Here is a 15,577-nt window from a genome sequence, read left to right as displayed (position 1 = left end):
AAAGGCTAGCGTGCTTGATCGTCGGAGAGGTGGTCTGTGCGCGACATGTTTGGTTCGCTCATCAGCATGTCGGCGAAAGATTTGAGCGCTTTGGTCTGATAGCGGTCATTGTGCGAAAGCATCAGAAACTGGCGTTGCGGGAGAGTGAAATTGACTTTGACGAGCGTGCCTGCCGCAAGATGCGGCGCTGCCACCAGTTCCGAAATTGCCGTGACATAATTGCCGGAAAGCACCGCCGAGCAGATGGCTTCATTGGATGGAAGCTCGAGCGCGATGCTAAGACGCGCAGGATTGTAGCCTGCGACCCGCATCGCATCTTCAAACACGCTGCGGGTGCCTGAGCCATGCTCTCGCAAAATCCATTGGCCGTGAAACAGCGTATCCCAGGTCAGTTTCTCGGCATCGCGCCATTGATGGGTTGGTCCCGTGACAACAATAAGCTGATCCGTAGCAACCTTGCGCAGCGAGAGGGTGGGGGCCTGAACAGCACCCTCCACAAGCCCGATATCTGCCAATCCTTCTTGCGTGGCCTGTGTGACGCTTTCGGTGTTTCCGAGCGTGAGGCGCAAATCGATCATCGGATGCGTCGCATGAAACTGTGCCAGATAGGGTGGCAGCCAGTAGCTCGCGATGGTTTGGCTTGCATGGATCGCCAGAATGCCGCGTTTGCCGCCACCAAGCTCTGACAGCATACGCTCCGCCGATTGCGCGCGCGCCAGCGTTGCGCGTGCTTCATCCAGAAACATGCGGCCATCGCCCGTCAGCTCAATGCGCCGTCCAATGCGGTTGAAAAGCATCGCGCCATAGCGATCTTCGAGTATGCGGATTGCTGAACTCACCGCCGAGGGCGTGAGATGAAGCGCTTCAGACGCCCGTGTCAGATGCTCACGCTCGGCCACTTCGATAAAAATACGTAATTGTTCCAGTGTCATAGCTATGATCGTTCGATTTTATCGAATGAATTATGCCATATTATGCGATGGAATGAACAGAAGAATAAGCGCATTCGATTGGAAAATATTTCTCAAGATGTGAATGCTGATTCCAATGAACACCGCAACTGCCACAAAATTTCAGAACATTCTCCCGGGGCTTGCACTCAGCCTTGCTGTTTCGGCTGTGGCAATCGGGCTTGAAAAGATTGAGGAGCATTATACCGGCAAAGCCTGGCTGGAAGCGCTGGTGCTGGCTATTCTGCTGGGCACCGCCGTCAGAACACTCTTTCGACCCGGCAAGCAGTTTGCCAAAGGCATCAGCTTTTCCGCCAAACTGCTGCTGGAGATTGCGGTCGTTTTGCTTGGTGCTTCGATCAGCGTGAGCGCGGTCGTTGCCGCCGGTCCCGGACTGATTATGGGTATCGCGGCCGTTGTGGCACTTGCGATTACGCTCAGCTATGGCATAGGGCGATTGCTGAAACTGCCGCATCGTATGGCGGTTCTTGTGGCCTGTGGCAATTCCATCTGCGGTAACTCGGCCATTGCCGCCACTGCCCCCGTCATTGGTGCAGACAGCGAAGATGTGGCCGCTTCCATCGCCTTCACGGCAATTCTGGGCGTTGTTGTGGTGCTGTGCCTGCCGTTGCTCGTGCCGTTGCTGGGGTTGTCATTCACGCAATATGGCGTCCTGGCGGGACTGACGGTCTATGCGGTGCCGCAGGTGCTCGCTGCAACCGCGCCCGTTGCGGCAATCAGCGTACAGCTTGGAACCTTGGTCAAGCTTGTGCGCGTGCTGATGCTGGGGCCGGTTATACTGGTGTTGTCTGTTGTTGCAGGCAATCGGGATGCAGACGTGAAGCCCGGCTTTCTGCAACTGGTGCCGTGGTTTATCATCGGCTTTCTCGGTATGATGGCATTGCGGGCCTTTCATCTCATTCCGCAACCCGCTCTCCCAGCCATACAATATGCATCCACAGCACTGACGATCATTTCAATGGCGGCGCTGGGATTGGGTGTGGATGTGCGTTCGGTCGCCTCTGCCGGTGGCCGCGTGACCCTTGCCGTCATTCTTTCGCTGCTGGCTCTTGGGCTGATCAGCCTTGGCCTGATCCATTTGCTTGGTGTTATCTGAGGACAGCTTGTTAATCGCGCCGATCCGCTCCGAGATCAAAAAGAAAAAGCCCGCCAATGGCGGGCTTTCTCATTTCTCTAAGAGGTCGAAAACTTAGTTGTTTTCCGACTTCTTCATGGCTGCGGCAAGAATGTCGCCGAGCGAAGCGCCAGAGTCGGACGAACCGTACTGAGCAACGGCTTCTTTTTCTTCAGCGATTTCGAGCGCCTTGATCGAGACCTGCAGCTTGCGGGTCTTCTTGTCGAAGGCGATGACGCGGGCGTCAACCTTCTGGCCAACCGAGAAGCGTTCTGTACGCTGTTCGTCACGGTCACGCGACAGATCCGAACGCTTGATGAAGCTGTCGAGATCGTGGTCAACGAGACGGACTTCAAGGCCACCATCGGTAACAGCTGTGACTTCACAGGTTACAACAGCGTTCTTGCGCAGTTCACCCGAAGCGGCTGCTTCACCGACCTTGTCGCCGGAAAGCTGCTTGATACCGAGCGAGATGCGTTCCTTTTCAACGTCAACGTCGAGAACAACGGCTTTAACAACTTCGCCCTTGTTGTATTCTTCGATGACCTGCTCGCCCGGACGGTTCCAGTCGAGATCGGAAAGGTGAACCATGCCGTCAACGTCGCCGTCGAGACCAATGAACAGGCCGAATTCGGTCTTGTTCTTGACTTCGCCTTCAACGATTGTGCCCGAAGGGTACTTGTCGGCAAAAGTCGTCCATGGGTTGTCGAGGGTCTGCTTGAGGCCGAGGGAGATGCGGCGCTTGACCGGATCAACTTCGAGCACAACGACTTCGACTTCCTGAGTGGTCGACAGGATTTTGCCTGGATGTACGTTCTTCTTGGTCCACGACATTTCTGAAACGTGGATCAGACCTTCGATGCCTGGCTCGATTTCGACAAATGCGCCGTAATCGGTGATGTTGGTTACAGTACCGGTGATCTTTTTGCCGATCGGGTACTTCGCACCGATGCCATCCCAAGGATCGTTCTCGAGCTGCTTCATGCCGAGCGAGATACGATGTGTATCCTGGTTGATACGGATGATCTGCACCTTGACCGACTGGCCGATGGTGAGGATTTCCGATGGATGGTTGACGCGGCGCCATGCCATGTCGGTCACGTGCAGGAGGCCGTCAATGCCGCCGAGATCAACGAACGCACCGTAATCGGTGATGTTCTTGACAACGCCTTCAACAACCTGGCCTTCTTCAAGGTTCTGAACGATTTCCGAACGCTGTTCCGCACGGCTTTCTTCAAGAACGGTCCGGCGCGAGACAACGATGTTGCCACGGCGCTTGTCCATCTTGAGGATTTCGAAAGGCTGTGGGACGTGCATAAGCGGGGTAACGTCGCGAATCGGACGAATGTCGACCTGCGAACGTGGAAGGAAGGCAACTGCGCCGTCCAGATCGACGGTGAAACCACCCTTGACCTGGTTGAAGATGACGCCGTCAACGCGTTCGCCATTGGCGAACTTCTGTTCGAGCTTGCCCCAGCTTTCTTCGCGGCGTGCTTTTTCGCGCGACAGAACAGCTTCGCCAAGTGCGTTTTCGATGCGCTCAACGTAGACTTCAACTTCGTCGCCCGGCTTCATCGAGCCGTCTTTGCCCTTCGCGCCGAATTCCTTCAGCGGAACGCGACCTTCGACCTTGAGGCCGGCATCGATGATTGCCATGTCTTTTTCGATGGCAACGATGCGACCCTTTACAACATAACCTTCTGCAAGGTCATTGTTGGCAAAGGATTCAGCCAGCAGCGACTCGAAGTCTGCAAGGGTTGGATTGAATTCAGACATAAATACTCCTGATGCATCCGGTATAAAACAACATCGGATGCGGCGCCGGGGGTTAGAGTTGCGTTCGGCCTGTCCTTCGGCTCCGTCCCTTTGGGACAACCGGCGCGTGGAACGCGAAGTCAGGTTATAATGTTGGGAGTGCCCTATATAGGAACAAACCCCGAATAATCGAGCATTTCCGGGCGGATCATAGCAGAAAACCTCACGGCTTTCCTGATTTTATGCCGGATGCTGCGCCAAAGCGTGATCAATCAGCTTTTTCGCTGCCAGAAATGCCGCTTCTATACTCATTTTACTCGTATCTAGCAAGTGTGCGTCTTCAGCAGGCCTGAGCGGGGAATCCGTGCGGTTCATGTCGCGCTCGTCGCGCTTTTTGAGATCGGCCAGAATTTCATCAAAATCGGCCGTTCCACCCTTTGCAATAATCTCGTCAAAGCGGCGTTGCGCACGCACCTCCGGTGAGGCGGTCACAAAAAGCTTGATAGCGGCTTGCGGACAAACCACCGTTCCAATGTCGCGCCCATCAAGCACGCTGGATGGCAAGGCTCTGGCAAAGCCGCGCTGTGCTTCAACAAGAGCGCGTCGCACAGCGGGCATGACAGCCACTTTGGATGCGGCTTCGCCAATTGCATGGGCCGAAAGAACAGCCTTGTCCATCGCATGCAGATCAAGATGAAGTGCCACATCGGCAGCAATTGCTTCATCATCCAGCGGCAGCCCCTGATCAAGAAGCGCTTTCGCAACGGCACGATAGGTCAGGCCGGTATCGAGATGCGGCATGCCGTAATGAATGGCAATGCGCCGGGCAAGGGTTCCCTTGCCCGAGGCTGCCGGTCCGTCGATGGCAACGACGAAACTTGTCATTGCTGCGCGCTGACTTCGATTTTTGCACCGAGACCCGGCATCATGGTCATGAATTCCGGGAACGAGGTGGCAATCATCGTGCTGTCGTCAACTGTGACTGGCTTCTCGGACGCCAGCCCCATGACGAGAAAGCTCATCGCGATGCGGTGATCAAGATGTGTGGCAACCGTGCCGCCGCCAAGGCCCTTGCCGTCAGGACGACCGCGAACCGTGAGCGACATTTCACCTTCGGTGCAATCAACGCCATTGGCTTCAAGGCCACGCGCAACCGCTGCAAGGCGATCTGATTCTTTGACGCGCAGTTCATCAAGGCCGTCCATGACGGTTTCGCCTTCGGCAAAAGAAGCGGCAATCGCCAGAACCGGATATTCATCAATCATGGAAGGTGCGCGTTCCGGCGGAACGACAACGCCCTTGAGCTTCGATGACTTCACGCGCAGATCCGCAACGTCTTCACCGCCGGCAAGGCGCGGATTGATGATTTCAATATCAGCGCCCATTTCCTGCAAGGTGAGGATCAGGCCGGTGCGGGTCGGGTTCATCAGCACATTGCGGATGGTGACGTCCGAACCTTCAACCAGCAGGGCTGCAACCAGTGGAAAAGCGGTTGAGGATGGATCACCCGGCACGTCGATGGTCTGGCCAGTGAGTTTGCCCTGTCCAACGATGCGGATATGGCGCACGCCGTCCTTGTCGGTTTCAACCGTCAGGTCAGCACCAAAGCCCTGAAGCATTTTTTCGGTGTGATCACGCGTCATGACAGGCTCAATGACCGTTGTAACACCCGGCGTATTGAGACCTGCGAGCAGAACGGCGGACTTAACCTGAGCGGACGCCATCGGCACGCGATAGCTGATCGGGTTTGCAGTTTTGGGACCGGTGAGTGTCAGCGGCATGCGGTCGCCTTCGGCAGCCTTCACCTGAACGCCCATTTCACGCAGCGGATTGAGCACGCGTCCCATGGGGCGTGAGGTCAATGATGCGTCACCGATGAAGGTTGTGGTCATGTCGTAGGTGCCGACAAGGCCCATGGTGAGGCGTGCACCGGTTCCGGCATTGCCGAAATCAAGCGGGGCTTCAGGCTGCAAAAGACAGCCATTACCAACACCATTGATGATCCAGACGTCGCCGTCTTTGCGAATCTTGGCACCCATCGCCTGCATGGCGCGGCCTGTGTTGATAACGTCTTCACCTTCGAGCAGGCCGGTGATACGGGTTTCACCCGAAGCCAGACCGCCGAACATGAAGGAACGATGCGATATAGATTTGTCACCCGGAATGCGAATTTCGCCCTTGAGTGCCTCTGAGCGGCGGGCGATTGCAGGTTTCGGGGTAGCGGAATGGGACATGGATTTGTTACTGTCTCATTTGGGCGTTATGCACGCGGGATTGATCAAAGCGGCAGCTACCTAGCACAGGAACAGCGCGGGGTCATCCGCGAATGCGTGTTTTGAAACACAGATCGCGTGCAGAATGCGTCTTTCGCTTTGACAAAAGCTGCAAATTGCGTTTATGCACCAAAACAACACCGTAATGCGCGTCTTCCGCCTTCTCCCGACTGATGGACGGTTGAGGAGTTTGATGGCGAGCTTAAAGCATGTAAGCGTCGCAGGCGCGACGGAGAAATCAACTCACGAGGCTAAACGTGGCAAAAGCTGAACTTGGTACCAAGCGCATCGATCCGGAAACGGGCAAAAAGTTTTACGATCTCAATCGTGATCCGATTGTTTCGCCCTATACAGGCATTTCCTACCCACGGTCGTATTTTGAAGCGACCATAGCGGAAAGCCGTGCGGCCGAAGAGGAAGAAGAAGCCGAAGAGCTCGATACAGCGCTCGAAAAGCCGGAATTCGTTTCTCTTGAAGATGCGGATGACGAAGCCAAGGGTGGTGAAGATCTTCCTGACCTCGACGACGATGTCGATCTGGGCGATGACGATGAAGACACCTTCCTTGAAGAGGAAGAAGATGAAGACGACGACGTTTCCGGTATTCTGGGCGGCGGCGTTGGCGGCGACGACGAAGAAGTCTGATAACGCCTTCATGGACGATTTAAAGCAGGGCGGCTCAATGAGTCGCCTTGCTGTTTTCTGGGCTGCAATCTCACGCCTGTTGATGATCGACAAATTATTTTTGGCAGATATGAAAAGAGTTGCGTTTTATCTCTTGATCTTCTGTAACTTGCCCTTTAATAAGCCGCCTCAACGGGCAGCAAATTTCTGTCTGATGGGGCCATAGCTCAGCTGGGAGAGCGCTTGCATGGCATGCAAGAGGTCAGCGGTTCGATCCCGCTTGGCTCCACCAAATTTCCCCACACCACTCTATAAAAAACCGTTGAGCCCTAAAACCGGTCGCGAAATGCTAGGAATCGCTTTCGCGGGGAAAATACGTCACCGGACTGATTTCTATTCCCGCTACGATCCGCGAACAACATGCGTAAAAATAAGAACATAGAGCGAGCGTATTGGGTATGATTAAGCGCGATACGCTCTAGCCGGACGGTTTTATTATCGGAGAAATTAAGTTTCCCTCGACTTTTATCTCAATGTTGTTAGTGAAGCTCCACCAAAGTAATTGTTAGCGGTTGGTTGGGTGAAAAGGCTTCCTGATTTCGACGGTCTGCGATTTCTACTGTGTCTTGGAATTGCAGCGTTTCATTATTCTTTTCGCATCCCTGTGAAAAACGCCCCGCTGCAAGACATTATATTACCATTTGCTTATTTTACTGATGTCTTTTTTATTGTGTCAGGTCTGTTTCTAGCGAGAAAGCAGAATTACGTCTGGAACAGACGGCAATATCTTGGTTTTGTTGGCAAGCGCCTGGCGCGGATTTATCCGCTGCACGCCATAACCTTTGCCTGCTTTGCCCTTTTGTCAGTCTTGACGGCAGCCGGTGTTCTTCACCCTTCCGCCGAGCCCAATATGAGCCTGTCAGACGGGCTCACACAATTGCTGCTCATTCATGATTGGGGGCTTGGAAAAACGCTCTCTTATAATTACGTCAGCTGGTCTCTGAGCGCACTTTTCCTGATGTATCTCTGCTTTCCCTTGTTTGATATTCTTTGCCGCAGGCTGGGGAGTTTTGTTCTCGTTATTGTTATCCTTGTTGTAGCGGTTGGAGAGTATCTGGCGCAGAAGCTGGGCGCCCCCTCCTTGACACGCATTCAAATGGCCGATGTGGGTGTGCTGCGGGCGCTGCCTTCTTTCCTTTTCGGCATGTGGCTTGCGCGCCGTGCGCATCCGATAATGCCAGTGCTCGCGATTAAGCTGGCGCTTGCCGTTTGTGTGGCGATTTTTCTATTTTATCATCCGCCAGCTGTGGCGGAAGAACCCAACACGCTTGAAGGGCCGTTGCGGCTGGCTTTCCTTTATTGTGGAGTTTATGTGCTCTACATCGCCTCTACCCAGGATGTTTACACCCCCCTGCGACTGCCTGTTCTGGTGCGGCTTTCTCCCTACAGCTTTGGTATTTTCATTCTGCATCCATTGGTCGGATTGATTTTCTTCAACGCTCTTCCGCAACATTGGGGAGACACCACAATCGGTGCTGTGATGCTGATTGCGGGTGGTGTTACAGCCAGCGTTGTTGCGGCTTTTATAGCCTGGCATATTTTTGAAAATCCAATCAATCGCTGGCTCGTTAATCGGATAAACCGATGGCTAAACCGCGAAAGCGATACGGAAAACCTTCTGGGTTCAGGGCAATCAGCGCATTAGAGCGCATCCCGAAAAGTGTGAAACGGTTTTCGGAAAAAGATGCGCGATAAAACAAAAAGTTTAAGAGCCGATCTCATTCAGTCAGATCGAAACGCGCTCTAGCATCTGGAAAAATATGGACGGATGGGTAGGTCTCTTTTAGACATTTGTTTTGGAGCTGATCGTCGGAGTGATTTCAGCTCGGCGTGATTCTGGGAGGAATGATGACTATTGCGGCCGTTTCCGTTGATAAACAGCCCCTGTGGCAACCTGATGCAAACCGTATTGCGACAAGCCCGCTCGAGCACTTTCGCGTGCAGGCCGAGGGGAGGGCGGGACGGAAACTTGCCACTTACACCGATTTGCACCGCTGGTCGGTTGAAGACCGTGCCGCTTTCTGGAGTCTAATCTGGGATTTTTGCAATGTCATTGGTGAGCGCGGGCAAACGGCGCTGGTCGACAATGGTCATATGCGTGAGGCGAAATTCTTTCCCGATGCCAAACTTAATTTTGCAGAAAATCTCCTGCGTCATAACGGTGCGGGAGAGGCGATCATCTTTCGCGGCGAAGACAAGGTTGAGCGCCGCCTGACATGGGACGACCTTCATGCACTGGTCTCAAAGCTTCAGCAGTTGATGCTTGCAGAAGGAGTAAAGCCCGGTGATCGCGTTGCAGGCATGATGCCGAACATGCCTGAGGCTGTCGCTCTAATGCTGGCAGCGTCGTCTATCGGGGCAGTCTGGTCTTCGTGCTCGCCGGATTTTGGCGCGCAGGGTGTGCTGGATCGCTTTGGCCAGATCGAGCCGAAACTGTTTTTTGCCTGCGATGGTTACTGGTATAACGGCAAACGCATTGATGTGAGTGACAAGATCGCCGAAGTGACAGCCAGGCTGCCCAGCAGCAAACGCTCGGTCATCGTTCCCTATTTGGGCGAAGCGGAAGCGGTGGCCAGCAAGGCCCGGAACGGCATTGCGCTTGACGCAGCCCTTGACCCTTTTTCAGCAAAAGCAGTCGAGTTCATGCGGCTGCCATTTGACCACCCGATCTACATTCTCTTTTCGTCGGGTACGACCGGCATTCCAAAATGCATCGTGCATCGTGCTGGCGGCGTGCTGTTGCAGCATCTTAAGGAACACCGTCTTCACGCGGATATTCGCGAAGGCGACCGCTTCTTCTATTTCACCACCTGCGGCTGGATGATGTGGAACTGGCTGGCGTCCGGCATCGCGTCCGGTGCAACGCTGCTGCTTTATGATGGCTCGCCATTTTATCCCGATGGCAATGTTCTGTTCGATTATGCGGCGTCCGAAGACATGACCTATCTCGGCACGTCGGCAAAATTCATTGATGCGGTGCTGAAAGCCGGTCTGCGACCCGGTGAAACCCATGATCTGTCCGCTCTGCGTACCATTTCCTCGACCGGTTCGCCGCTGTCACCTGAAGGTTTTGCTTTTGTCTATGAGGCAATCAAAAAGGATGTGCATCTGGCATCCATCTCAGGCGGAACGGACATCGTTTCCTGTTTCGTGCTGGGCGTGCCGACCGAACCCGTCTGGCAGGGCGAAATTCAGGGCGCTGGCCTTGGCATGGCTGTTGATGTCTGGGACGATAATGGCAAGCCGGTGCGCGGCGAGAAGGGCGAACTGGTTTGCACCAAGGCCTTTCCTTGTATGCCGCTGCAATTCTGGAACGATCCGGAAGGCGCGAAATATCAGGCAGCCTATTTCGAGCGTTTCGACAATATCTGGTGCCATGGCGATTTTGCTGAATGGACCGAGCATGATGGCATTGTCATTCATGGCCGTTCGGATGCCACGCTTAATCCGGGTGGTGTGCGTATCGGGACAGCAGAGATTTACAATCAGGTCGAGCAGATGCCGGAAGTGACGGAAGCACTTTGCATCGGGCAGGATTGGGACAACGATGTGCGCGTGGTGCTCTTTGTGCGGCTTGCTGAAGGCGTTTCGCTTGATGACGCTCTCAAAGCGCGGATCAAAGCCAAAATCCGTACCGGCGCTACACCGCGCCATGTACCTGCAAAGGTCATCGCTGTCAGTGATATTCCGCGTACCAAATCCGGCAAGATTGTCGAACTTGCCGTGCGCGACATCGTGCATGGCCGCGAGGTGAAGAACCGTGAAGCACTGGCAAACCCGCAAGCACTGGAGCTTTATCGCGATATTGCCGAGCTTCAGGAGACTTGATGCGGAATGGTGCGCGAAAGAAAATTTCGTTATAGGGTAATAAATAGCCACAGAACGCCGCGCAAAGCCATTGCCTAATCGGTCTCCACACGACACTCTGAACGGAACATAGCTGTTTTCAAAAACAGCAGCCGGGCAGAACTTGTGGAGGACGAGTATGTTTGCTTCGGGCCAGAATTTGGGGGGCATGAATTTCGGTCTTGGCGAAGAGATCGAAGCCCTTCGTGATACGGTTCGCCGTTTTGCGGAAAGCCGCATTGCGCCGCTTGCCGCCGATATTGATCGCAAGAACGCATTTCCCATGCATCTGTGGCGCGAACTGGGTGATCTCGGCGTGCTGGGCATCACGGCACCAGAAGATTACGGTGGCGCAGGCATGGGCTATCTTGCGCATTGTGTGGCAATGGAAGAAATCAGCCGTGCATCGGCCTCGGTTGGCCTGAGCTATGGCGCGCATTCCAATCTCTGCGTCAATCAGATCAAGCGCAATGGTTCGCCCGAACAACACGCGAAATATCTACCCAAACTTATCTCCGGCGAGCATGTCGGTGCGCTTGCGATGTCCGAACCGGGAGCCGGTTCTGACGTTGTGTCGATGAGGCTGACAGCCGAAAGGCGCGGGGACAGTTATATTCTCAACGGCAACAAGATGTGGATCACCAACGGCCCCGATGCGCATGTGCTTGTTGTCTATGCCAAGACCGATCCGGCAGCGGGTCCGCGTGGTATCAGTGCCTTCATCATTGAGAAAACCTTCAAAGGCTTCTCAACCGCGCAAAAGCTCGACAAGCTCGGTATGCGCGGCTCCAACACCTGCGAACTGGTGTTTGAGGATTGTGAAGTGCCCGCCGAAAACCTGCTGGGGGAAGAAGGCAAGGGCGTCAATGTGCTGATGTCCGGCCTTGATTATGAGCGGGTCGTGCTGGCCGGTGGGCCGCTTGGCATCATGGCGGCCTGTCTCGATGTCGTTGTGCCTTATGTGCATGAGCGCAAGCAGTTCGACCAGCCGATTGGTGAGTTTCAGCTGATGCAGGGTAAGCTTGCCGATATGTATGTGAGCTTCAACGCTTCGCGCGCCTATGTTTATGCGGTGGCAGCGAGCTGTGATCGTGGCGAGACGACGCGCAAGGATGCGGCTGGCTGCATTCTTTATGCAGCGGAAAACGCCACACAAATGGCTTTGCAGGCCATACAGGCGCTGGGCGGTAACGGCTATATCAATGATTATCCGACCGGGCGTCTTTTACGTGACGCAAAGCTTTATGAAATCGGTGCAGGCACGTCGGAAATCCGCCGTATGCTGATCGGACGGGAACTCTTTCAGGAGACCCGCTGATGCCGGTTCTGAAATCTGAAATTTTGACACGCAGCCCCGTCTTTGAAGCCAATCGCAAGGCTATGCTGGCAGCGCTTGATGTGGTGGCAGAGGCATCACGCATGGCCATGGATGGCGGTGGCGAAAAAGCGCGGCAGCGTCATATCGCGCGCGGAAAACTCTTGCCGCGTGATCGTGTTGCGCAGCTCATCGATCCGGGATCACCCTTTTTGGAAGTGGGGCTGACGGCGGCGCATGACATGTATGACAATGCGGCCCCTTCCGCGGGCATGATCACCGGCATTGGCCGGGTATCTGGCCGTGAATGCATGATTGTCTGCAATGATGCAACGGTGAAGGGCGGCACCTATTATCCGATCACGGTGAAAAAGCATCTGCGCGCGCAAGAGATCGCAGGCGAAAACCGCTTGCCTTGCATTTATCTGGTCGATTCCGGTGGCGCGAACCTTCCCAATCAGGATGAGGTTTTTCCCGATCGCGATCATTTCGGGCGTATTTTCTATAATCAGGCGCAGATGTCGGCAGCGGGCATTCCGCAGATTGCAGTCGTCATGGGATCGTGCACGGCAGGCGGCGCTTATGTGCCTGCCATGAGCGATGAGACGGTGATTGTGCGCAATCAGGGCACGATTTTTCTGGCTGGTCCGCCGTTGGTCAAAGCTGCAACCGGCGAAGTGGTAAGCGCTGAAGATCTGGGCGGGGGTGACACGCATACCCGGCTCTCCGGCGTGGCCGATCATCTCGCCCATGACGATGCTCATGCGCTGCAAATCGCTCGCGCCATCGCCGCTAATCTCAACAGTGAAAAACGTGCCTTCATACCAAGAGGCGAGGGTGCTGCCCCGCGTTATGACGCGGAAGAGATTCTCGGAATTGTCTCGGCTGACACCCGCATTCCCTATGATGTGCGCGAGCTGATTGCGCGGTTGGTCGATGGTTCCGAGTTTGATGAGTTCAAGGCACGATTTGGCCCGACGCTGGTCTGCGGTTTTGCCAGTCTTTATGGAATGCCGGTTGGCATTATCGCCAATAATGGCGTTTTGTTTTCCGAAGCTGCTTTAAAGGGGGCGCATTTCATAGAGTTGTGCTGCCAGCGCAATATTCCGCTGATCTTCCTGCAAAATATCACCGGCTTCATGGTTGGTCGCAAATATGAGGCCGAAGGCATCGCCAAGCATGGGGCCAAGCTGGTGACGGCGGTCGCCACCGCCAATGTGCCGAAGATAACCATGCTGATTGGTGCATCTTATGGGGCGGGAAACTATGGCATGGCCGGGCGGGCCTATTCTCCGCGCTTTTTGTGGACGTGGCCGAATAGCCGTATTGCGGTGATGGGCGGCGAACAGGCGGCAGGCGTTCTGGCCACCGTCAAGCGTGACGGGATCGAGCGCAACGGCGGCACATGGTCGGCGCAAGAGGAAGCGGAGTTCAAGCGTCCCACCCTGGACATGTTCGAGCGTCAGAGCCACCCGCTTTATGCATCGGCACGGCTTTGGGATGACGGCATTGTCGATCCGCGCAAGAGCCGCGAAGTGCTCGGTCTATCGCTTTCTGCAACGTTGAATGCGCCGGTCGAGCCGACGCGCTTCGGCATCTTTAGAATGTAAAGAGGGCGGTCAGATGTTTCAAAAAATACTGATTGCCAATCGCGGAGAAATCGCCTGCCGCATTATCCGAACGGCGAACAAATTGGGCATTGCCACTGTCGCGATTTATTCGGATGCAGATGCCAATGCGCTTCATGTCGAAATGGCTGACGAGGCGGTGCGCGTCGGTCCGGCACAATCTGCGCAAAGCTATCTCAATATTGATGCGATCATCAAGGCGGCACTGGATACGGGCGCGGAAGCCATTCATCCGGGCTATGGTTTTCTCTCTGAAAATGCCGACTTTGTGGATGCGGTCGAGGCAGCAGGGCTCACCTTCATTGGCCCTTCGGCCAAAGCCATCCGCGCGATGGGGCTGAAAGATGCCGCCAAGCGCTTGATGGAAAAAGCCCGAGTGCCCGTCGTGCCCGGCTATCATGGCGACAATCAGGACGCCGCCTTTCTCAAAGGCGAGGCGGATCGCATAGGCTATCCTGTGCTGATTAAAGCGCGTGCGGGCGGCGGCGGCAAGGGTATGCGTCGTGTCGACAATCCCACCGATTTTTTAACTGCATTGGACAGTGCGCGACGCGAGGCAGAAGCATCGTTTGGCGATCACGCCGTGCTGATTGAAAAATACATGACCAAGCCGCGCCATATCGAGGTGCAGGTTTTTGGTGATAATTATGGTCATGCGGTGCATTTGTTTGAGCGCGATTGCTCGCTGCAACGCCGCCATCAAAAAGTGATTGAGGAAGCACCCGCCCCCGGCATGACGCCTCAAATGCGCGCTGCCATGGGCGAGGCGGCAGTCAAGGCTGCCCAAGCCATCGGCTATTCCGGCGCAGGCACGGTGGAATTTATCGCCGATGTGTCGGAAGGGCTGCACCCTGACCGCTTCTTTTTCATGGAAATGAACACGCGGCTACAGGTTGAGCATCCGGTGACGGAAGCGATAACCGGCCTTGATCTGGTTGAGTGGCAATTGCGTGTGGCGTCCGGCGAAGCCTTGCCGAAGCAGCAGATTGAGCTTTCCATCAATGGCTGGTCTTTTGAGGCGCGGCTTTATGCCGAGGACCCTGCGCGTGATTTTCTGCCCGCGACCGGCAGGCTTGCGCTGTTTGCAGCGCCTCAAAATGCGCGCGTGGATTCCGGCGTGCGCTCTGGCGATACCATCACGCCGTTTTATGATCCGATGATTGCCAAGATCATCACCCATGGCGCAACGCGCGATGAGGCGTTGACCCGGCTCGAAGGCGCTTTGAACAAGACGCGTATTGCAGGACTTGTCACCAATCGGCAGTTTTTGTCCCAACTTTGCAAGCTTGAAGCCTTTCGTTCTGGCGATGTTGATACAGGGCTGATTGCGCGTGAGGCGTCCACACTTTTCAGAATAGAACAGCCTTCGGATATTGCTTTTGCGCTGGCAGCACTCGGTGCGCTTGATTTGCTGGATGCGCCGCTTAACAATGATCCATGGAGCAGTCTGCGCGGTTTCCGCCTATGGGATGATGCAGCGCGCTCCGTCCTGCTTGATCATCATGGTGAACGCCAGACAATTCATTTTACGATCAAAAGCGGCAGGCTTTTTGGCTTTAGCTTTGGCGATCTGGAAATCCGCTCTCATGAAAATGGTCTGGTGCGCTTTTCAATTCATGGTCACCTTGAACAGGCATCCGTCATGCGCATCGGCGTTGACGTGAGCGTTCAGCTCCATGGACGCGACGCCTTGTTTCATCATGTTGAGATTGTCGGTGCGGAGGAGGAGGTTTCGGGCGAAAGCCGCATTCTCTCGCCGATGCCAGGACTTGTGCGGCTGGTGTGCGTTGCGGAAGGCGAAAGTGTCGCCAAAGGCGACCGGCTTGTGACGATGGAGGCGATGAAGATGGAGCTTTCACTGACTGCGCCGCGAGATGGCAAGGTCGCAACTGTGAACGTCGCGGCTGGCGATCAGGTCGATGAAGGCGCGCTGTTAGTCCAACTGGAGGAAGAGCATGATCCCGAAAAGTGGGAACCGGTTTTCGGACAAGA

General features: G+C 55.0%; 11 protein-coding genes, 1 tRNA gene and 1 pseudogene. 9 read left to right on the top strand and 4 right to left on the bottom strand.

All coding sequences use genetic code 11. The features are described from left to right. Positions 1-5: 5 nt before the first annotated feature. Positions 6-932, bottom strand: coding sequence for a LysR family transcriptional regulator (locus VBH83_RS00815; protein ID WP_265982611.1), 927 nt, complete (start codon positions 930-932; stop codon positions 6-8). A 115-nt stretch (positions 933-1,047) separates the two neighbouring features. Here VBH83_RS00815 and VBH83_RS00810 point away from each other — a divergent pair, with 115 nt between their 5' ends. Next, entirely contained in the window at positions 1,048-2,067 is a 1,020-nt protein-coding gene (locus VBH83_RS00810; RefSeq protein WP_265982613.1) for a YeiH family protein, read from the top strand. A gap of 93 nt (positions 2,068-2,160) precedes the next feature. Here VBH83_RS00810 and rpsA read toward each other — a convergent pair whose 3' ends face one another. The 3 genes from rpsA to aroA form a co-directional block, all read right to left on the bottom strand. Next, positions 2,161-3,861: a 30S ribosomal protein S1 gene (gene rpsA / locus VBH83_RS00805; protein ID WP_265982614.1), complete on the bottom strand. Its 1,701-nt coding sequence runs from the start codon at positions 3,859-3,861 to the stop codon at positions 2,161-2,163. Between the two features lie 219 nt (positions 3,862-4,080). Then, complete coding sequence (gene cmk, locus VBH83_RS00800; protein WP_265982616.1) at positions 4,081-4,725, bottom strand: (d)CMP kinase; 645 nt, start codon at positions 4,723-4,725, stop codon at positions 4,081-4,083. Beyond that, complete coding sequence (gene aroA, locus VBH83_RS00795; protein ID WP_265982617.1) at positions 4,722-6,074, bottom strand: 3-phosphoshikimate 1-carboxyvinyltransferase; 1,353 nt, start codon at positions 6,072-6,074, stop codon at positions 4,722-4,724. Before aroA ends, cmk begins: the two co-directional genes overlap by 4 nt. A gap of 296 nt (positions 6,075-6,370) precedes the next feature. Here aroA and VBH83_RS00790 point away from each other — a divergent pair, with 296 nt between their 5' ends. The 8 genes and pseudogenes from VBH83_RS00790 to VBH83_RS00755 form a co-directional block, all read left to right on the top strand. Further along, complete coding sequence (locus VBH83_RS00790) at positions 6,371-6,757, top strand: TIGR02300 family protein (RefSeq protein WP_265982618.1); 387 nt, start codon at positions 6,371-6,373, stop codon at positions 6,755-6,757. After that, positions 6,732-6,962 (top strand): hypothetical protein, encoded by a 231-nt coding sequence (locus VBH83_RS00785; protein ID WP_265982619.1) that lies wholly within the window; start codon positions 6,732-6,734, stop codon positions 6,960-6,962. Before VBH83_RS00790 ends, VBH83_RS00785 begins: the two co-directional genes overlap by 26 nt. Beyond that, a tRNA-Ala gene (locus tag VBH83_RS00780) sits at positions 6,953-7,028 on the top strand. Before VBH83_RS00785 ends, VBH83_RS00780 begins: the two co-directional genes overlap by 10 nt. A gap of 288 nt (positions 7,029-7,316) precedes the next feature. Continuing rightward, a complete protein-coding gene (locus VBH83_RS00775; RefSeq protein WP_265982620.1) occupies positions 7,317-8,441 on the top strand; it encodes an acyltransferase in 1,125 nt (374 codons plus the stop codon). Positions 8,442-8,644: 203 nt separating this feature from the next. Continuing rightward, entirely contained in the window at positions 8,645-10,624 is a 1,980-nt protein-coding gene (locus VBH83_RS00770; RefSeq protein ID WP_396996098.1) for an acetoacetate--CoA ligase, read from the top strand. A 157-nt stretch (positions 10,625-10,781) separates the two neighbouring features. Further along, positions 10,782-11,960: an isovaleryl-CoA dehydrogenase gene (locus VBH83_RS00765; RefSeq protein ID WP_265982622.1), complete on the top strand. Its 1,179-nt coding sequence runs from the start codon at positions 10,782-10,784 to the stop codon at positions 11,958-11,960. Further along, positions 11,960-13,567, top strand: coding sequence for a carboxyl transferase domain-containing protein (locus VBH83_RS00760; protein WP_265982623.1), 1,608 nt, complete (start codon positions 11,960-11,962; stop codon positions 13,565-13,567). The genes VBH83_RS00765 and VBH83_RS00760 overlap by 1 nt, the downstream gene beginning before the upstream one ends. Continuing rightward, positions 13,524-15,542 (top strand): annotated as a pseudogene (locus tag VBH83_RS00755) (acetyl/propionyl/methylcrotonyl-CoA carboxylase subunit alpha); the annotation flags it as partial. The gene VBH83_RS00760 and the pseudogene VBH83_RS00755, both read left to right, overlap by 44 nt. Positions 15,543-15,577 lie beyond the last annotated feature (35 nt).

This window comes from Ochrobactrum sp. S1502_03 (assembly GCF_044435015.1).
Taxonomy (GTDB): Bacteria; Pseudomonadota; Alphaproteobacteria; order Rhizobiales; family Rhizobiaceae; genus Brucella; species Brucella chromiisoli.
This window is presented reverse-complemented; position numbering and strand designations above follow the sequence as displayed.

Excerpts from the sequence above, each read along its gene's own strand:
- VBH83_RS00810 (WP_265982613.1), top strand. The coding sequence starts at position 1,048 with ATGAACACCGCAACTGCCACAAAATTTCAGAACATTCTCCCGGGGCTT.
- VBH83_RS00815 (WP_265982611.1), bottom strand. The coding sequence starts at position 932 with ATGACACTGGAACAATTACGTATTTTTATCGAAGTGGCCGAGCGTGAG.
- VBH83_RS00770 (WP_396996098.1), top strand. The coding sequence starts at position 8,645 with ATGACTATTGCGGCCGTTTCCGTTGATAAACAGCCCCTGTGGCAACCT.
- cmk (WP_265982616.1), bottom strand. The coding sequence starts at position 4,725 with ATGACAAGTTTCGTCGTTGCCATCGACGGACCGGCAGCCTCGGGCAAG.
- rpsA (WP_265982614.1), bottom strand. The coding sequence starts at position 3,861 with ATGTCTGAATTCAATCCAACCCTTGCAGACTTCGAGTCGCTGCTGGCT.
- VBH83_RS00765 (WP_265982622.1), top strand. The coding sequence starts at position 10,782 with ATGTTTGCTTCGGGCCAGAATTTGGGGGGCATGAATTTCGGTCTTGGC.
- VBH83_RS00760 (WP_265982623.1), top strand. The coding sequence starts at position 11,960 with ATGCCGGTTCTGAAATCTGAAATTTTGACACGCAGCCCCGTCTTTGAA.
- aroA (WP_265982617.1), bottom strand. The coding sequence starts at position 6,074 with ATGTCCCATTCCGCTACCCCGAAACCTGCAATCGCCCGCCGCTCAGAG.